Genomic DNA, 18,311 nt, shown 5'->3' with positions numbered 1-18,311 from the left:
CGCGCATCGGAGCGTTGCTCAGCCCTCCTGCCCGGCGATGGCATCTGGCGGCGGGACGGTTTCAGCCGGTTTGCGGAAGGGGACCTGTTAAGCCCTCAGCGCCTGCGCCGGCGATTGCCGGTAGGCAATCACCGCCGGCAATGCGGCGAGAATACCGGCAAAGGCGAGCAACACTCCCGTAAGCTCGGCATCTTCCCGGGCGAAGCCAACCGGCATGGCGATGCCGCTGGTCTGCGAGAGCATGCCGGACAAAGTCAGCGCCGCGGCGAAACCGAGCGCAAACCCAAGTGCTATGCCGACTGCCACCAGAAAGAAGAATTCCAGGAAGACGATGCCGAAGATCGCGCCGCGCGGGGCGCCGAAGGCTCTGAGCGCGCCGATCTGGCGGCGGCGCTGGCCGATATGAATGACCGTGACCAGCACCAGTGAGGCCGCGACAAGAGCCTGTGCGCCGGAAGCGACCACAACAAGGATCTGCTTGGCGTCACCCAGCGTGACGTAAAGATTTGTCAGCACCTCGCCGGGGAAGACGGCGATGGTATTGCCGTTGCGATAGTCCTGTCGAAGCTTATAGGCATCGGCGATCGTTTTCGGCTTGACGAGGATAGCCGGAAGGCCTGGAGCATCTGCGGCCCAGGTCTCCTTCAGCACGGCTTCCGGATCGAGCGCCCCATGATGCTCATGCGCGTCATGATCGGCGCCGGCATGATCATGATCGTGCCCGACCTCTTCGGCGCCTTCCGCATGCTCCTCCGCGTCCAGCCCGTGAATGTGCCAGACCGCCTGAATGGGAACGAGAATCGCTCGGTCCCAGGCAGTATCCGTCGGCCGTAGGCGGCCGACGACATGATAGGTGAGTTCGGTATGGGTTTCGCCCCCTTCCTCCGCCGAACCATGCATCGGCTTGATTTCATCGCCGAGCGAAAGCTTGACCGCGGAGCCGATCACCGCCTCTGCCTCATGCGTGAAAACCTTGCCTTCGGCAAAGTCGCCCGACAGCTTGTTCGACATTTTTGTCGTCGTACCGACGATCGGGTAGCCGGAAAAGGAATCGCCGAAGCCGATCGGCGCCGCCCAGTCGACCCGGGGGTCGACGGCAAGTCTTGCCAGCACCTCGCCCGGCATCAGCGGCAGGGGCGAGGGTTGCAGGAAGACGGAGGAGAGCACGAGCTGTGTCTCGCTGCCGCCGGCACCGATGACGAGGTCGAACTTGTCGGCGGCGCGCGCGCTGCCGAGGCGAAGCGCCCGCTCCTGCAGGACCACGCAGACGCCGAGCGCGGTCGCAAACGCCACTAGGAGCACGATAACCAGCGATCCCGCCCACAGGCGGCGAAGATCGGCACAAATGAAGCGGATCATGCAGCCTCCCCCGCAGCGGCAATGGAATCCTCGCTGATTCGGCCGGAGCTGAGCGTGATGCGCCGGTCGAGACGGCCGGCGAGCCGCTGGTCGTGAGAAATGACGATCAGCGTGCTGCCTTCGGCATTGGCAAGCTCGAGGAGGAGATCGCCGACGGCCTCACCGCTTTCGGCGTCGAGGCTCGCGGTCGGCTCATCGGCAATGATGACACCGGGCTTGCGCAGCAGCGCGCGGGCGATCGCCACGCGCTGCATCTCGCCGCGCGACATGGTCTCGATCTTCTGGCCGGGCCGGGACAGGTTAACCGTGTTCAAAAGCACATGCGCCCGCTCGATGACGGCGGCCGTCGCGGCACCGGCAAGCCGGACAGGGAGAAGCACGTTTTCGAGTGCCGACAGGCCGGGGAAAAGATGGAATTCCTGCATGACCAAGCCGATATTGACGGCGCGGAATCGGTCGCGCCGGCTTTCCGAAAAAGCGGCGATGTCCTCACCGCTCCAGCGGATCTGGCCCTGCCGCGTCCCCTCCAGCCCGGTGACGACATTGACGAAGGTGCTCTTGCCGGAACCTGATGCTCCCGTGATCGCGACCTTGCTGCCGGCTGCGATCGACAGGCGGCCGATCGCCAGCGCCGGCGAGGAGAGGCCCGGAAAGGTGACGTCAAGGTTTTCGATATCGAGTGCGAGCATGTCGGTTCAAACAGCGAAATATTCGGCCTCGCGGATCCGAAGCAGGCTGACGAAGCCGGTTTCCGGATCGGTCCAGGAGCCGTATTCCAGCGTGCCGCGCACTTCGATTGTCTGGCGCGGCTGCACGAAGGTCTGCTTTTCCGAGAGATAAACCACGACGATATTGTCGGGCCAGTCCGCATCCGAAGAGCAGAAGGGGCAGAGCGACATCGGCACCTCGGTGAGTACGAAGAACTGCGCCTCGGCCTTCAGCGGCGGTGCCATGAAGCCCTTCATGCTGATGTCCTGGCCGGCAAGACGCTTCACCTTGTCGGAGAATTCGAGACCGAGCACGCCGAATTTACCATAGAGCTCGCCGAAGGAGAGCGAAGGATCGGCAGCGCGAACGATGGAGGCGGTAAAGGGAAGCGCAACAGCGGCGGCGATCAGCCGGCGGCGGCTGAGTTGCGGCGAAGAGACTTTGTGCATGGCGACCTCCAGGAAGGAAATCCCAGCCGCTGAAAGGCCGGGACCACGATCGACGAAAGAGGCAAGGCCGGCAAGCGGCCTTGCAGGATCGGCTTTCGATCAATTCGTCTGCTTGGCGCCGAGAGCGAAGGTGTCGGCGAGCACGCGATAGACGTCGCTCTGTTCCATATAACCATGGAAGCCTTCGGCACCCGGACCGGCCGACTGCAGGACGACGTCGTCGACGGCATGAACGCCGCTCTCGCTGCTCTTCGGAAGATTGCCCGGTACGAAGACGGCGCCGGGAACATCCTTATACTGTTCGTTGGCGACATATTCCTTCTTCTCGTCCTGAACGGCCGGAACGAAAGGACCGTCGAGCTTCGGACGGAAGGTCTCGTAGTGGTCGGGGCCGTTGTTGGCGCTGAGGAACAGGCGGCGGCTGACGTCGACCTTATCAGGGTAGCCGTCGCCGTTTTCGTCCTTGTAGTTCGGGAAGCCGGCTTCGGCATAGGTGCCGACCTTTTCGCGCATTTCCGTGCCGGGCTTCTCGTCGTCGACAGTGCCGATGATCGATACGCCGTGCGTGTGGTCGCCGGTGACGACGATCAGAGTGTCCGGATGCGCTTTCTGGAATTCGCGGGCAACGCCGATCGCCTTGTCGAATTCGATGGTGTCGATAACAGCGCGATCCCAATCCAGCGGATGGGACATCTTGTCGATCGAGGAGCCTTCGACCATCAGGAAGAAGCCATCAGCATTCTTCGAGAGGCGGTCGAGCGCAACCTTGGTCATCTCGACCAGACCCGGCTGGTTCGGGAACTTGTCGACGGTGCCCTTCTTCAGGAACTCGCGATCGAGCGTGACGTCCATATTGCCGGTGTGGAAGAGGCCGAGCAGGTTGCCTTCAGCCGATGCATTGGCGGAGAGTTCGTTCTTGTCGGTCGCAAGCTTGTAGCCCGCGTCCTGGAACAGCTTGATGTAATCCTGATTGTCCTTGCGCTTGGAGCCGGCGACTTCCTTGCCGAGGAAATAGGCCGAGCCGCCGCCAAGGATGACTTCCGGCTTCACCTCGAGCAGCATGCCGACGATGTCGGCCTTTTCGCTGCGGCTGCGGGTATGGGAAACGACCGCGGCTGGCGTCGCATCCTCGATTTCGGACGTAGCGACAATGCCGATCGACTTCTTCGTCGTGCGGCGAACGGCCTCGCCAAAGGTTTCGACGCGCGGGTCGTCGAGTGCGGCCGGTGTTCGGTCCGCATAGACGCCGAGCGCGTTGACGGCCGTCTTATGCCCCGTCATGAAGGCCGACATGGTGTTGGCCGAGTCCGTGGCAACGGCATTCGTCGCTGACGTGCCGATAAAAGCCATATGATCGAGATCGTCCATGTTCAGGCGGCCGTTCGCTTTGCCCTCGGTCATGCCCTTTGACATGATGCGGGCGGCGGTGCGATGCGCAACGGAAAGGCCGTCGCCGAGCAGGAAGATAATGTTCTTGGTCTTCGGCTGCGCGGCGGTTTCGTAAACGTCCCAGGTGACCGACTTCGTCTCATCGCCGGCGGAGACCTCGATCTTGTAGGCGCCGGGTGCGGAGATCTTCAGGCCGCGGAGCAGAAGAGCGGAACCGAGGGCCTTATCTTCCTTGCCTTTTTCGAGCTCGATGAATTGCGCTTCGCCTCCAAGGACAGTCTTGTAATCCTGACCGTTGACCGTGATCTTCACATCTTCCGGCTTGACCTGCTTGTTGAGCTCGACCTTGAAATCGAATGGGGAGCCGGCAAGGATCGTCGCGCGATCAAGCGGATAGACTGTCGTCGCCCGAGCGGCGCCCGCGAGGATGGTAGTGGCCGCAAAGACGGCGAGAAGCGTACGCATGGAAAACCCCCGTTTTCGTTGCAGATATTATCAACCGGGTTGGGATATCTCTCTGGCATGACAGCGGCATGACAAAATACCCTGGCTTTCGGCCTCCCCTTTCACCTGCTGCCTGCTCACGCAAAAACCTTGACTCCTGTGGAAAACCTTCTAAGAGCAACAGCGGAAAAGGAATCTCCATGGTTCGCGACGAACACGCCATTGCCGCATGCAATGACCGGGCACGGGTTGCCGGGGTGGATATTGCCGTTCCGGTTTCTGCCAAAACCAAGGCCAAAACGACGACGAAAACCGTCTGACGTCTCTGGCCTGCCGCTCTCTCCCCGGCTCGGCTGGGGACAGGAAGACGCGATTATTCGCGCCTTTCCCCCTCACCGGACAGAGGAGAGAAGAGAAAGAGAGCTTTAGAAATGGGTTTCAAAGTAGCAGTTGCAGGAGCCACCGGAAATGTCGGCCGGGAGATGCTCAACATCCTCTCCGAACGCGGCTTCCCCGCCGATGAGGTCGTGGCGCTCGCCTCGGCGCGTTCGCAGGGCACCGAGGTGTCCTACGGCGACCGGACGCTGAAGGTCTCCAATCTAGAGAATTACGATTTCTCCGATACCGACATCTGCCTGATGTCGGCCGGCGGCGAGGTCTCCAAGAAGTTCTCCCCCAAGATCGGTCAGCAGGGCTGCGTCGTCATCGACAATTCCTCGGCCTGGCGCTATGACGCCGACGTGCCGCTGATCGTGCCGGAAGTGAACCCGGACGCCGTCACGCAGTTCACCAAGCGCAACATCATTGCCAATCCGAATTGCTCGACCGCGCAGCTGGTGGTGGCGCTGAAGCCGCTGCACGACTTTGCCAAGATCAAGCGCGTCGTCGTCTCCACCTATCAGTCGGTCTCCGGCGCCGGCAAGGATGGCATGGACGAGCTCTTCAACCAGACGCGCGCGGTCTTCGTTGCCGATCCGATCGAGAACAAGAAGTTCACCAAGCGCATCGCCTTCAACGTCATCCCGCACATCGATAGCTTCATGGAAGACGGCTACACCAAGGAAGAATGGAAGGTGCTGGCCGAGACGAAGAAGATGCTCGATCCGAAGATCAAGGTGACCTGCACGGCGGTGCGTGTACCCGTCTTCATCGGTCATTCGGAATCGGTCAACATCGAATTCGAAAACGAGATCACCGCCGATCAGGCCCGCGATATCCTGCGCGATGCCCCGGGCTGCCTCGTCATCGACAAGCGCGAGAACGGCGGTTACATCACGCCTTATGAATCCGCCGGCGAAGATGCGACCTATATCTCGCGCATCCGCGAGGACGCGACGGTTGAAAACGGCCTCAATATGTGGGTTGTTTCCGACAACCTGCGCAAGGGCGCGGCGCTGAACGCCATCCAGATCGCCGAGCTGCTCGTCAATCGCGGCCTGGTCAAGCCGCGCAAGCAGGCAGCCTGATACCATTTGTAAACCATAAGATGTTAAAGCCCTGCTCGTTGAGCGGGGCTTTTTCCGGGGCAAATACGACTGTATAAAGCGCTCGCTAAACGATGATCGTGACAAAATCGCGAGTGGCTGGCATTCTCTTGCCCGCTTAAAAACTATGCAGATCGAGAGCGGGGTTTCTCAATGCGCATGACAAAGTTGTTTCTGGCGGTCGCTGCGGCAATGGGCGTCCTCCACGCGGTACCGGCGTTCGCGCAAGGACCGCAATGTGGCAATACCAGCGCCGGCTTCGACGCCTGGGTCGCCGATTTCAAGCAGACGGCAGCGGCCAATGGCGTCAGCCAATCGGTGCTCAGCCGCGCCTTCGCCAACGTCAACTACAACAAGCCGACGATCGCCGCCGACCGCGGCCAGAAAAGCTTCAAGCTCTCCTTCGACGCCTTCATGCAGAAGCGCGGCGGTGCCGCCGTCATTTCCCGGGGCCGTTCGATGAAGGCCGCCAACCAGGCGCTTTTTGCCTCGATCGAACGCCGGTTCGGCGTTCCCGCCGGTCCGCTGATCGCAATCTGGGGTATGGAGACCGGTTTCGGCAGCTATATGGGCAACCAGCATACGCTCTCGGCTGTGTCGACCCTTGCCTATGACTGCCGTCGTTCGGACTATTTCACCGACCAGCTCTATGCTGCGCTCCAGCTGGTCTCCGAGGGTTATCTGAGCCCGCAGGCCAAGGGTGCCGCCCATGGTGAAATCGGCCAGACGCAGTTTCTGCCGCGTAACGTCGTGCGCTTCGGCGCCGACGGCGACGGCGACGGCCGGGTCGACATGGTAGGCTCCCGCGCCGATGCGCTGGCCTCGACCGCAAATTTCCTCAAGGGCCACGGCTGGCTTGCCGGCGCCGGCTATCAGCCGGGAGAACCGAATTTCGCTGCCATCCAGGGCTGGAACGCCGCAAGCGTCTATCAGCAGGCGATCGCCTATATCGGCCAGCAGATCGACGCCGGCAGATAAGCCTTCATCTATAACGATATCTGGAAACGCCGCTGCGAATGCGGCGTTTTTCATATGCGGGAATCAAAACCGCCGCCGGACACCGTCTTGCGTCGCTCCTCCTGCGGCGGCGCCGGCACGACCGGCCCCGAAACGACGCAGTTCCGCCCAGACGCTTTGGCGGCATAAAGCGCCAGATCGGCACGCTTGACCAGATCTTCGAAGTTCCGGTTGGCGGCGTCGTTTGCCCGGCCGGCGCATCCGAAGCTCGCCGTGACCTTGAGGAGATCGCCACTCGCAAGAGGAATTTCCGCCGCCTCGATCGCCCGTCGCACGCGCTCGGCGACGATGGCGGCCTCGTCGGGCGTTGAATCCGGCAAAAGCGCCAGGAACTCCTCGCCGCCATGCCGCACCAGGAGATCGAAGGAACGAAAATTCTGCCGCGCGACGCCGGCGACGTGGCGCAGCACGGCATCGCCGGCGTCGTGGCCGTGGATATCGTTGATCTTCTTGAAATGATCGAGATCGAAGAGGACGACGGAGATCCAGTGCGAGCCGTGCTCGGCCTGTGTAAGGAGCGCCGAGGCGGCGACCTCGAAGCCGCGCCTGTTGTACAGCCCCGTCAGAAGATCGGTTTGAGCAGCGTTTCGCAGCTCGCCCACCAGCGCCTCTCGGTCCCGAGTGAGCTTGTCGATCAGCCGAAGCCCTCTTGCCGCCAGCACCATCACCAGCGTGGCGAGGATCAGCAGGCCTGCGCACAGCGCCAGAATCTGCGTCAGGTGTATGTGCGAGAGGGTGGAAAACTGTTCGCCGGTCTCGTGAATATCGCTCGCGGCCTCTACCATCTTTTGCTGAAGGAAAGCCATGCGTTCGCGCTGTGCGGCTGCCCAGGCGTCGCCCATTGCGCGCGACGGCCGCGACCCGGCGAGAATGGCGTCGGTGATCGCATTGGCCTTCACCTGGTCGCTGCGACCGAGATAAGCAACGATGTCGCGCACGATCGGCGCGGTGGAATGGAAGACCATGTGATCCATGCCGGCACCGAGCATGGTTTTGCCCTGAATGAACAGTTCGATCGGAAATCTGGCAGAAACATCTTGATCGAGGTAACGCGTGCCGATCCCGGTAATCAATCTTTCGCCGTAGTAGGTCAGCAGGATGCCCATCAGCTGGTTGGATTTTTCAAGCAGCACCGGGTCGCTGATCAGTGGTGAAAGTGCGTCGACGACGGCAAGCTGCTTGAGAGCCGCATACCAGTAGATGGAGCCGGGATTGCTGCCGGAGTAACGGCCCTGGTCGACGGCGCTTCGCGCGGCGACGATGCGGCTATAGGCAAGGCTGAGGGCCGACAATTCACCTGCAAGCCCTTGATCGAGCGTATCGTGAGGCGGCAAGCTGGCATAGAAAGCGCGGCGTTCGCGATCCAGCGTCAGTCGGCTTTGCTGCATGTCGCCAGCAGTCCCGCTGCTGGGATGCGCGAGATAGCGGCGTGTGGCATCGATTTCGCTCAGGATTTCCGTGGCCGCGATCGACCCGCCACGCGCAAGTACGTCGGCGAACTGCCGGTCTTTCTCGAGATCTCTGTATTGCAGGATGGAAGTTCGAAGGACGAAGACGCCTTCAATGAGCATAAAGACGAAGGGCAGCAGGATGGCGGCCAGGATAACCTTTTTGATGGTTTCAAACTTCATCGCCAATCGCCACGTGATCAAATGCCGGTCGTGTGCAGCCGATTAGAAGCTTAACAGCAATCCTTAAAAAAGTGATAAACCGGTCCGCTCCTAGATTTCGGGACGGATGAAATCGCGTGTTTCGGCGTCCATGACCCAGAGCTCGCCAGTCGAGATATCGAACCAGGCGCCATGAAGGTGCATTTTTCCTGCGTCCTCCAGCGCCTTGATTTCCGGGAAGGTTCTGAGATTGTTGATCGAATTGCGGATAGAGACACGCTCCAGCGCCGTCTGCCGCTCGGCCTCCGTCATCACGTCATTGCTCTGAATCTGCTCGGCTGCGGGTTTGACCAGCGACATCCACCGGCCGATAAAGTCGCCAGGCGATAACGGCTCGGCATTCGGATCGAGTGCCGCCCGAATGCCGCCGCAGCGGCCATGGCCCATCACGACGATGTCCGAGACCTTCAGCGCCTGCACGGCAAATTCAAGAGCGGCGGATGTCGAATGGAAATGACCGTCCGGCTCGTAGGGCGGCACCATATTGGCAACATTGCGGATGACGAAAAGCTCGCCGGGGCCGGCATCGAAGATCAGCTCGGGAGCCGCACGCGAGTCCGAACAGGCAATGACCAGCGTGCTCGGGTTCTGGCCGTTTTCGGCAAGTTGCCGATACCTGTCGCGGGCGTCGGCATACCGCCCATTCATAAAGTTGCGATAACCGTTCAGAAGGGTGTTTGGAAAACGCTGCATGCCTCTGGATTAGCGCGCGCAGAAGACAAGATCAACTGCTGCAATGCTAAATGAGCTATTTGGAAAATGCGTCATTTTTTTCGCCGCTGCGCCGGGTGCACGAGCCGGCGCATCTGCACCATGGCCATCGGCGTCGCCAGGCTGGACGCATCGCTGGCCAGCATCAACTCGTTGCTGCCGCGCTTGACCGCACGCGCAAGCACTTCGAACACGCTGGCGGTGGCAAGCTGCAACGCCTTTTCATCCTCGAGGCCGGACAGCAGGCGCGACAGGAAAACGGCGGCGAGTAGGTCGCCGAGACCATTCGGCGGATTCTCGACGACGCGGTGCTCGGCAAGAAGCGCGTGACGGCCGGAAAGGTAGAGATTGCCGGTACCGCCCGCCATCATCGGGACCGCCGAGGTGACGAGCATGCGTGACGGCCCGAGCGCCAGCGCCGCCTCCATGATTGCGCTGTTGTCATCGAGCGCTGCTCCCGACAGCCAGGCGAGCTCGTACCGGTTCGGCGTTGCGAGCGAAGCGACCGGAATGAGATGATCCCGAATGGCCTCGGCCGTCGCTTCCGACACGTAGAGGCCGCCGAGATCGCCCATGACCGGATCGCAGACATAAAGCAGTTCGGGATTGTTTTGCCGGAGCGCAGCGATCAGCCGGGCGACCGAGCGTGCCTGGGCGGCATTGCCGAAATAGCCCGAAAGCACCGCCCTGACCTCGCCGATCCAAGGTGCGCGGATCAGATCGTCGATCGCCGCGTCGAAATCGGCTTCGGCAAATGTCAGCCGCGTCGAACGGCCATGGCCGGGATGCCAGGGCAGAACGATGGTCGGCAGTGCCCAGACCGGATGGCCGAGCGTCTCCAGCGCAAACACCGCCGCCCGATTGCCAACCGAGCCACGCACGACATGGCTGGAAATAACGATGACTGCGCCCGCTGCATTTTCCGACATGAAACCGAAGTCCGAATGATGATGGCGTTTGATGATCTTTTTGACGCCGGGCTGTCAACCATTCTTCACGTGAGCATGGAAATGTGCCGCGAAAGCAAAGCCGGAAGAGAGGCCTTGCCAATGCGTTTTGGCCTCAAAAGCGAAAAAATCTCTGACAATTTCCCATTTCCACCGGCAAAAAAGCATCAAAACAATGCCCGAGGCCTCTCTTTTAGCGATTTTTTCGAGAAATCTTCTGCTAGCTTGCGAAAAACTAGACCATTGCGGGGAGGCGATTCATGGCTGCCAGAAACAATCCGAAGCGGGAGAAGCAGATCGAAACTGCGCGCAAGATTGCCAAGGCGATGAGCGAGGCGCATCTCGATCCGGAAATTCTCTTCGGCCGGGCGAGCAATGATGATCTGGAACTCTATACGCCCGACATGCTGGCGCGCTCCGCCGTGCATTCGGCAAAGGAACTTGCCGCCTGGAACGGCAAGGTGCCCCGTGTCAGCATCGACACAATTGCCGAGGTGACGCCTGGCGGCACCGCCGTTTCGGTGCTGTCGGTGACTGACCGGAACATGCCTTTCCTTTATGAATCGGTCATGGGTGAAGTGACGAGCACCTACCGCGATCTGTTCATGGCTGTGCATCCCATCCTTGTTATGGAAAAGGGCAAAGCCCCCGCGCTCTATTCCGCCGACCACCCGAGCGATCCGGCCGCGCGCGTCAGCCATATCCAGCTCCATATTGCCCCGTTGAACCCCACCCAGGCCGCCGATCTCGTCAAACGGGTCCAGACCGTGCTCGAACAGGTCCGTCTTTCGGTGTCGGATTGGAAGCCGATGCTTGCCAAGCTCGACGGAGTGATCGCCGAACTCTCGGCCAACGGCGCCGGCCGCAGGAAGGCCGAACACGCCGAGGCGGTGGCCTTCCTGACCTGGCTGCGCGACGAGAATTTCACTTTCCTCGGCATGCGCGAATATGTCTATTCAGGCAAAGGCGCCGACGCCAAGGTTGAGCGGGATAAAGGCGCTGGGCTCGGCATCCTCTCCAACCCGGACGTTCTCGTGCTGCGCACCGGCAAGGACGCCGTGACCACGACGCCGGAGATTCTCGCCTTCCTCGACGGGCCTGAGTTTTTGATCGTCACCAAGGCGAATGTAAAATCGATCGTCCATCGCCGCGCCTATATGGATTATGTCGGCGTTAAACGTTTCGATGCCGAGGGCAACGTCACCGGCGAGCTGCGCATCGTCGGCCTTTTCACCTCGACGGCCTATACTTCGCTCGCCTCCGAAATCCCGCTGCTGCGGTCGAAGATCGAAAAGGTGAAGGAGCATTTCGGCTTCGATCCGATGAGCCATTCCGGCCGCATGCTCGACAACACGCTGGAATCCTACCCGCGCGACGACCTTTTCCAGATCGACACGACGCTGCTTGCAAGCTTTGCCGAGCAGATCAACGATCTCGCCGACCGGCCGCGCGTGCGCGTTCTACCGCGCATCGACCATTTCGACCGCTTCGTCTCGGTGATCGTCTATGTTCCGCGTGAGGAATATGACTCGATCGTGCGCGAGCGGATCGGCACCTATCTGAAGACGGTCTATGACGGCCGTGTCTCCGCCTATTACCCGGCTTTTCCCGAAGGCGGCGTCGCCCGCGTGCACTTCATCATCGGCCGTTCCGGCGGCAAGACGCCGCGCATTCCGCAGGCAAGGCTCGAGCAGAAAATCCGCGAAATCACCGCCCGCTGGGACGACCGTTTCGAAGCGCTCGCCGGACCAAAGTCGCCGAAACTGTCGGTCGATCAGGCCTTCCAGGATTCTTTCACCCCTGAGGAAACCGTGGCCGACCTCGCCGATATCGGCGCCTGCGCCGCCGGCGAGCCGCTCCGCATCCAGTTTTATCATCGCCAGGAAGAACAGGGCGCTATCCTCTCGCTGAAAATCTTTCATGCCGGCGGTCAGCTGGCCCTGTCGCGCCGTGTGCCGCTTCTCGAAAACCTCGGCTTCAATGTCGTCAGCGAACGCACCTTCGACATCGGGGTGCAGGTCGCCGATGGCGCAACCCAACTCGTCGTGCTGCACGACATGGAGCTCGAGGCCCGCACCGGCGGCGAAATCGATCTGCACCGGTATGGCGCCGCCCTCGAGGAAGCCTTCGTCGCCGCCTTCGCCGGCACGATCGACGATGACAGCTTCAACCGGCTGATCCTTTCGGCCGGGCTTTCGGCACGCGAAGCCAATGTGTTGCGCACCTATGCCCGTTATCTCCGCCAGGCCGGCATCGCCTATTCGCAAGATTACATCGCAACGACGCTCGACAAATATCCTGGTGTGGCCGCCGCCATCTTCCGCCTGTTCCACGACACGCTCGATCCCAGGCTTTCCGACAAAGCCCGCGTCAAGAAGATCGCCGACCTGCACCAGGCGATCGAGGCCGACCTTGCCAACGTGCCGAGCCTGGACGACGACCGTATCCTGCGCCGCTACGTCAACATCGTCGACGCGACGCTGCGCACCAATTATTTCCAGAAGAACCCGGATGGGTCGCCGAAGGCGATGCTGGCCTTCAAGCTCGATCCGCACCTGGTCGACGGGCTGCCGCAACCGAAACCGTTCCGCGAGATGTTCGTCTACGGCGTCGAGGTCGAAGGCGTGCACCTGCGCTTCGGCAAGGTGGCGCGCGGCGGCCTGCGCTGGTCTGATCGTGCCGAGGATTACCGCACCGAGGTGCTCGGCCTGGTCAAGGCGCAGCAGGTGAAGAATGCCGTCATCGTGCCAGTCGGCGCCAAGGGCGGTTTTTATCCCAAAAAGCTTCCGGTGGGCGGCAGCCGCGACGAGATCTTCAATGCCGGCCGCGATGCTTACAAGACCTATATCCGCACGCTGCTTTCGATCACCGACAATATCTCCGGCGCCGATGTCGTGCCGCCGGCGGATACGATCAGGCTCGATGGTGACGATCCCTATTTCGTCGTCGCCGCCGACAAGGGCACCGCTACCTTCTCCGACACCGCCAATGCGTTGGCGCAGGAAGCCGGCTTCTGGCTGGACGACGCCTTCGCCTCGGGCGGCTCGGCAGGCTACGATCACAAGAAGATGGGTATTACCGCCCGCGGCGCCTGGGAAACCGTAAAACGCCATTTCCGCGAAATGGACATCGACATCCAGACGACGCCCTTTACCGTCGCCGGCGTCGGCGACATGTCGGGCGACGTCTTCGGCAACGGCATGCTGCTCTCTCCCAAGATCCGGCTCCTTGCCGCCTTCGATCACCGCGACATCATCATCGACCCCGATCCCGATATGGAAAAGACACTGGCCGAGCGCCAGCGCCTCTTCAACCTGCCGCGATCGAGCTGGCAGGACTTCGATAAAAGCGTCCTTTCGAAGGGCGCGATGATCATTTCGCGCGCGGCGAAATCGGTGACGCTGACGCCGGAAGCGGTGAGTGCGATCGGCATCGACAAAGCCGTGGCCACGCCCTTCGAGATCATGACGGCGATCCTGAAGAGTCCGGTCGACCTGCTCTGGTTCGGCGGCATCGGCACCTATGTGAAAGCGCCGTCCGAAACCGATACTGAAGTCGGCGACCGCGCCAATGACCCTATCCGCATCACCGCGACAGAGGTGCGCGCCAAGGTGATCGGCGAGGGCGCCAACCTCGGCGTTACCCAGAAGGGCCGCATTGCCTATGGCCTAAAGGGCGGGCGCTGCAATTCCGACGCCATCGACAATTCGGCTGGTGTCAACACCTCGGACGTCGAGGTCAACATCAAGATCGCGCTGGCGGCCCCAATGCATGACGGGCGGCTGACGCGGGCAAAACGCGACCAGCTTCTGTCGTCGATGACCGCCGAAGTGGCGGCTCTCGTCCTGCGCAACAACTATCTCCAGTCGCTGGCGATCTCGCTCACCGAACGTAAGGGCACGGCAAACGGTCTGGAGCTCGCCCGCTTCATGAGCGTGCTCGAAGCCGCCGGCCAGCTGAACCGCAAGGTCGAGACCCTGCCGGATGATCAGACGCTGGCCGAACGTTACACGGCCGGCAAGCCCCTGACGCGGCCGGAAATCGGCGTGCTGCTGTCCTACGCTAAGATCGTGCTCTTCGATGCGCTCGCCGCGAGCGATCTGCCCGACGACCCCTATTTTGCCGCGACCCTGTCGAATTACTTCCCCGTCAAAATGCAGAAGTCGAACGCCGGCGATATATCAGGCCATCGGCTGCGGCGCGAAATCATCGCGACCGTGCTTGCCAATGAAGCGATCAACCGCGGCGGTCCGAGCTTCACCGTCGCGATGATGGACGCGACTGCGGCGTCGGCGCCGGAGGTGGTGCGTGCCGCAATCGTCGCCCGCGACGGTTTCGACCTTAACCGGCTCTGGGCCGAGACCGATGCGCTCGACGGCAAGATATCGGGCGGGGTGCAGAACCGCATTTACGAGGAAATCAGCCACAGCTTTATCGTGCTCACGCGCCTGCTGTTGAAAACCGCAATGACCAAAGCCGACATGGCCGAGGTAATTAGTCGGCTTCAGGCTGCCCTGAAGAAGTTGCGGCCTGCTTTCGCCGAACAGGCCGCCGGCGATGCTGCCGCACGCCAGGCGGAATATGCCGAGGCCGGCGTGCCCGAAAAGCTGGCGGCCGAAATCGCCAATCTCCAGAGCTTCGCCCTGGTGCCTGAGATCATGCAGATTGCCGAGCGCACCGGCGAGTCGCTGGTGCGCGCCGCCGAAAATTATTTTGCGGTGTCGAAGACCTTTCGCATCGCCCGGCTGCTGGCGGCCGGCGGCCGCATTCTCACCTCCGACCATTACGAAAATCTGGCGCTGGCGCGCAGCATCGACCAGATCGCCAGCGCCCGGCGCGACATCGTCATCTCAGCGCTTTCCGATCACGGCAAGGAGAAGCTGCCCGTCCAGGCCTGGCATGCGCAGGATCGCGTCCGCATCAACCGCATCGTCGAGGAGCTTTCGAGCCTCAGCGACAGCGGCGATCCCAATCTTGCGCGCATCACTGTTGCCGCAGGCATCCTGACCGATCTTGCGCGCGACCGGGCGAGGTGAGACAGTCCGCCAAAAAGGAGCGGATGTTGAATCGCATAGACTGGACAGGAACGCAGCCGCCGAAAGCCACGGAGAAGGGCATCTGGGGGTGGATGTTCTTCGATTGGGCGGCCCAGCCTTTCTTCACGGTGGTCACCACCTTTATCTTCGGCCCTTATTTCGTCTCCCGGCTGACCAATGAACCGGTGTCGGCGCAGACGACGTGGAGCAACATGGCGACGATCTCGTCCGTGATCATTGCCCTGCTCTCGCCCGTTCTCGGCTCGATCGCCGACCAGTCCGGCGCGCGCAAACCCTGGATCGGCTTCTTCGCCATCATCAAGATCGCCAGCCTCTTCGGCCTGTGGTTTGCAGCCCCGGGTTCGCCTGTCCTGTATCCGGTGATCTTCATGATCCTCGCCTCGGTTTCAGCCGAGTTTTCGATCGTCTTCAACGATTCGATGATGCCGCGGCTGGTCGGCAAGCATGAGGTGGGCAAGCTCTCCAACACCGCCTGGGGGCTCGGTTATCTCGGCGGCATGATCGTGCTGATTGCGGTCGTCACGCTTCTGGCGGCAAACCCGGAAAGCGGCAAGACCGTTCTCGGCCTCGATCCGCTTTTCGGCCTCGATCCCAAGACCGGCCAGGATGCGCGCATCACCGGGCCGATCTCGGCCGTCTGGTACCTGATTTTCATCCTGCCGATGTTCTTCTTCACACCCGATGTCGGCAGAGGTCTGCCCTTCGGCACCGCCATCCGCGCCGGCCTGCGGGAACTGAGAAACACGCTCGGCGAACTCCGGGAACGCCGCGGCATCCTGAAATTCCTCATCGCCCGCATGATCTATCAGGACGGCGTCAACGGCCTATTGATCCTCGGCGGCGTTTTCGCCGCCGGCATGTTCGGCTGGGCGACGATCGAGATCGGCCTCTACGGCATCATCCTGAATGTCGTCGCGATCTTCGGCTGCCTGATCGCCGGCCGGGTCGACAAGGGCGTCGGTTCCAAGGTCACCGTCGTCATCAGCCTCACCATGCTGCTTCTCGCCACCATAGGCATCATCTCGACCGGGCCGGGTTATACCCTGTTTGGCGTGATGCCGCTGCCGATCGCCGATTCCGGCGGTCTCTTCGGCACCGCCGCGGAAAAGGCCTATATCCTTTATGGCCTGCTGATCGGGCTCGCCTTCGGGCCGGTGCAGGCCTCGTCGCGCTCCTATCTCGCGCGTAGCGTCAGCCTTGAGGAAGCCGGCCGCTACTTCGGCATCTACGCGCTTTCGGGGCGCGCCACGAGTTTCATGGCGACGCTGTTTTTCTCGCTGGTGACCTATCTGAGCGGCTCACCGCGGCTCGGAATGGCGACGCTGATCCTCTTTCTCGCCGGCGGATTGGTGCTGCTGATCCGCACGCCCTATCCAGCCGATCTCGCCTGAAAATTCTCCGGCACCCGTCAGTGCCGGAAGTGGCGCATGCCGGTGAACACCATCGCGACGCCGTGTTCGTTGGCGGCGTCGATGACCTCCTGGTCTCGCATCGAACCGCCCGGCTGAATAACCGCTGTCGCCCCTGCGGCGATCATCGACAGAAGGCCATCGGCAAATGGCAGGAAGGCTTCGGAGGCAACCGCCGAGCCCTGCGTCATAGGCGCCGGGAGACCGAGCGCCTTGGCAGCCTCTTCAGCCTTCAGCGCCGCGATGCGGGCGGAATCCACCCGGCTCATCTGGCCGGCGCCGATTCCGGCCGTCTGGCCATCCTTGGCATAGACCACGGCATTCGATTTGACATGTTTGCCGACCTTGAAGGCAAACTTCATATCATCAAGCTCCTGCGCCGTCGGCGCGCGCTTGGTGACGACCTTGAGCTCCAGATCCTCGACCATGCCGTTGTCGCGGCTCTGGACGAGCAAACCGCCGGAAACGGTCTTTGCCGTCAGTCCCGGCGCGCGCGGATCGGGCAGGCCGCCGGCCGACAGCAGCCGCAGGTTCGGCTTGCGAGCCACGATCGCCTTGGCCTCCTCGGTAACGTCGGGCGCAATGATCACCTCGGTGAAGAGCTTGACGATCTCCTCGGCCGTTTCGGCGTCCAATATCCGATTAAGGGCGATAATGCCGCCGAAGGCGGAAACCGAATCGCAGGCGAGCGCCCGCTGATAGGCTTCCACCAGGCTCGAGCCGGTGGCGACGCCGCAGGGATTGGCATGTTTGATGATCGCGCAGGCCGGCGCCTTTTCCGGCAGGAATTCGGCGACGAGTTCATAGGCGGCATCGGTGTCGTTGATATTGTTATAGGAGAGCTGCTTGCCCTGCAGCAGCACTGCCGTCGAAACGCCCGGGCGCTTCTCGCCCGTCACGTAGAAGGCGGCCTTCTGGTGCGGATTTTCGCCGTAGCGCATCTCTTCCTTCAGTACGCCGCCGATGACGCGGTGGCGTGGCGTGTCGATCGCCAGCGCTTCGGCAAACCAGTTTGAAATCGTGGCATCATAGGCCGCGGTACGGGCATAGGCCTTGGCGGCCATGCGCTGGCGGAAGGCATAGGCGGTCTTGCCGTCATCCGCCGAAAGCTGCTCCTTGAACTCGGCATAATCCTCGGGGTCGGTCAGGATGGTCACATAGGCATGGTTCTTGGCCGATGCACGGATCATGGCCGGACCGCCGATGTCGATATTTTCGACGGTCGTCGGATAATCGCCGCCGGCCGCGCGTACCTCTTCGAAAGGATAGAGGTTGATGACGGCAAGATCGATGCCCTCGATGCCGTGCTTCTTCATCGCTTCCTGATGCTCGCTATCGTCGCGAATCGCCAGCAGGCCGCCATGCACGGTCGGATGCAGCGTCTTGACGCGCCCATCCATGATCTCGGGAAAGCCAGTGATCTCGGAGACGTCGGTGACATCAAGACCAGCAGCGGCGATCGCCTTATAGGTGCCGCCGGTCGACAGCAGACGCACGCCTCTTTCGGACAGCGCCCGGGCGAGCTCGACGATGCCGGTCTTGTCGAAAACGGAGAGGAGCGCGGTCTTGATTTCGACCTTGTCCGGGGCGGGGATCTTTTTGGAAATGACGGCCATGAACCTTCTCCGTTCGGGCTTCGGGAGATATCCGCTAGAGCATGAGGCCGA

At 61.7% G+C, this 18,311-nt stretch carries 13 protein-coding genes; 5 read left to right on the top strand and 8 right to left on the bottom strand.

What is annotated here, in order from left to right; genetic code table 11:
* Positions 1-87: 87 nt before the first annotated feature.
* From GGD53_RS05975 to GGD53_RS05960, 4 genes are all read right to left on the bottom strand, one after another.
* A complete protein-coding gene (locus GGD53_RS05975; protein ID WP_184454506.1) occupies positions 88-1,359 on the bottom strand; it encodes an ABC transporter permease in 1,272 nt (423 codons plus the stop codon).
* Positions 1,356-2,048, bottom strand: a complete 693-nt coding sequence (locus GGD53_RS05970; protein ID WP_184454502.1) for an ABC transporter ATP-binding protein — start codon at positions 2,046-2,048, stop codon at positions 1,356-1,358. Before GGD53_RS05970 ends, GGD53_RS05975 begins: the two co-directional genes overlap by 4 nt.
* A gap of 6 nt (positions 2,049-2,054) precedes the next feature.
* On the bottom strand, positions 2,055-2,516 hold the full coding sequence (locus tag GGD53_RS05965) for a hypothetical protein (RefSeq protein ID WP_184454500.1): 462 nt from the start codon (positions 2,514-2,516) through the stop codon (positions 2,055-2,057).
* A 99-nt stretch (positions 2,517-2,615) separates the two neighbouring features.
* The gene (locus GGD53_RS05960) at positions 2,616-4,370 is read right to left on the bottom strand and encodes an alkaline phosphatase (RefSeq protein ID WP_184454498.1); all 1,755 of its coding nucleotides are present in this window, start codon (positions 4,368-4,370) and stop codon (positions 2,616-2,618) included.
* Positions 4,371-4,438: 68 nt separating this feature from the next.
* Here GGD53_RS05960 and GGD53_RS05955 point away from each other — a divergent pair, with 68 nt between their 5' ends.
* From GGD53_RS05955 to GGD53_RS05945, 3 genes are all read left to right on the top strand, one after another.
* Entirely contained in the window at positions 4,439-4,669 is a 231-nt protein-coding gene (locus GGD53_RS05955) for a hypothetical protein (RefSeq protein ID WP_184454495.1), read from the top strand.
* Positions 4,670-4,780: 111 nt separating this feature from the next.
* Positions 4,781-5,815 carry an aspartate-semialdehyde dehydrogenase gene (locus tag GGD53_RS05950; protein ID WP_020922622.1) on the top strand — a complete coding sequence of 345 codons (1,035 nt, stop codon included), beginning with the start codon at positions 4,781-4,783 and terminating at the stop codon, positions 5,813-5,815.
* 171 nt (positions 5,816-5,986) lie between these two features.
* Positions 5,987-6,811 carry a lytic murein transglycosylase gene (locus GGD53_RS05945; RefSeq protein ID WP_184454493.1) on the top strand — a complete coding sequence of 275 codons (825 nt, stop codon included), beginning with the start codon at positions 5,987-5,989 and terminating at the stop codon, positions 6,809-6,811.
* A 50-nt stretch (positions 6,812-6,861) separates the two neighbouring features.
* Here GGD53_RS05945 and GGD53_RS05940 read toward each other — a convergent pair whose 3' ends face one another.
* From GGD53_RS05940 to pdxY, 3 genes are all read right to left on the bottom strand, one after another.
* A complete protein-coding gene (locus GGD53_RS05940; RefSeq protein ID WP_184454491.1) occupies positions 6,862-8,481 on the bottom strand; it encodes a GGDEF domain-containing protein in 1,620 nt (539 codons plus the stop codon).
* A 90-nt stretch (positions 8,482-8,571) separates the two neighbouring features.
* Entirely contained in the window at positions 8,572-9,213 is a 642-nt protein-coding gene (locus GGD53_RS05935) for a carbonic anhydrase (RefSeq protein ID WP_184454489.1), read from the bottom strand.
* 71 nt (positions 9,214-9,284) lie between these two features.
* Positions 9,285-10,160, bottom strand: coding sequence for a pyridoxal kinase PdxY (pdxY, locus tag GGD53_RS05930; RefSeq protein ID WP_184454487.1), 876 nt, complete (start codon positions 10,158-10,160; stop codon positions 9,285-9,287).
* 278 nt (positions 10,161-10,438) lie between these two features.
* Between pdxY and GGD53_RS05925 the strand changes: the two genes are divergently transcribed.
* Both GGD53_RS05925 and GGD53_RS05920 read left to right on the top strand, forming a co-directional pair.
* Positions 10,439-15,214, top strand: coding sequence for an NAD-glutamate dehydrogenase (locus GGD53_RS05925; protein WP_184454485.1), 4,776 nt, complete (start codon positions 10,439-10,441; stop codon positions 15,212-15,214).
* Positions 15,215-15,237: 23 nt separating this feature from the next.
* Entirely contained in the window at positions 15,238-16,626 is a 1,389-nt protein-coding gene (locus GGD53_RS05920; protein ID WP_184454483.1) for an MFS transporter, read from the top strand.
* A gap of 17 nt (positions 16,627-16,643) precedes the next feature.
* Here GGD53_RS05920 and purH read toward each other — a convergent pair whose 3' ends face one another.
* Entirely contained in the window at positions 16,644-18,260 is a 1,617-nt protein-coding gene (gene purH, locus GGD53_RS05915) for a bifunctional phosphoribosylaminoimidazolecarboxamide formyltransferase/IMP cyclohydrolase (RefSeq protein ID WP_184454481.1), read from the bottom strand.
* Positions 18,261-18,311 lie beyond the last annotated feature (51 nt).

Origin of the sequence: Rhizobium aethiopicum (assembly GCF_014197535.1) — a bacterium.
Taxonomy (GTDB): Bacteria; Pseudomonadota; Alphaproteobacteria; order Rhizobiales; family Rhizobiaceae; genus Rhizobium; species Rhizobium aethiopicum_A.
The sequence above is the reverse complement of the archived record's forward strand: the minus strand, read 5'-3'. Positions and strand labels throughout refer to the sequence as shown.

Excerpts from the sequence above, each read along its gene's own strand:
- purH (WP_184454481.1), bottom strand. The coding sequence starts at position 18,260 with ATGGCCGTCATTTCCAAAAAGATCCCCGCCCCGGACAAGGTCGAAATC.
- GGD53_RS05955 (WP_184454495.1), top strand. The coding sequence starts at position 4,439 with ATGACAAAATACCCTGGCTTTCGGCCTCCCCTTTCACCTGCTGCCTGC.
- GGD53_RS05975 (WP_184454506.1), bottom strand. The coding sequence starts at position 1,359 with ATGATCCGCTTCATTTGTGCCGATCTTCGCCGCCTGTGGGCGGGATCG.
- GGD53_RS05945 (WP_184454493.1), top strand. The coding sequence starts at position 5,987 with ATGCGCATGACAAAGTTGTTTCTGGCGGTCGCTGCGGCAATGGGCGTC.
- pdxY (WP_184454487.1), bottom strand. The coding sequence starts at position 10,160 with ATGTCGGAAAATGCAGCGGGCGCAGTCATCGTTATTTCCAGCCATGTC.
- GGD53_RS05950 (WP_020922622.1), top strand. The coding sequence starts at position 4,781 with ATGGGTTTCAAAGTAGCAGTTGCAGGAGCCACCGGAAATGTCGGCCGG.
- GGD53_RS05940 (WP_184454491.1), bottom strand. The coding sequence starts at position 8,481 with ATGAAGTTTGAAACCATCAAAAAGGTTATCCTGGCCGCCATCCTGCTG.
- GGD53_RS05970 (WP_184454502.1), bottom strand. The coding sequence starts at position 2,048 with ATGCTCGCACTCGATATCGAAAACCTTGACGTCACCTTTCCGGGCCTC.
- GGD53_RS05925 (WP_184454485.1), top strand. The coding sequence starts at position 10,439 with ATGGCTGCCAGAAACAATCCGAAGCGGGAGAAGCAGATCGAAACTGCG.
- GGD53_RS05935 (WP_184454489.1), bottom strand. The coding sequence starts at position 9,213 with ATGCAGCGTTTTCCAAACACCCTTCTGAACGGTTATCGCAACTTTATG.
- GGD53_RS05920 (WP_184454483.1), top strand. The coding sequence starts at position 15,238 with ATGTTGAATCGCATAGACTGGACAGGAACGCAGCCGCCGAAAGCCACG.
- GGD53_RS05965 (WP_184454500.1), bottom strand. The coding sequence starts at position 2,516 with ATGCACAAAGTCTCTTCGCCGCAACTCAGCCGCCGCCGGCTGATCGCC.
- GGD53_RS05960 (WP_184454498.1), bottom strand. The coding sequence starts at position 4,370 with ATGCGTACGCTTCTCGCCGTCTTTGCGGCCACTACCATCCTCGCGGGC.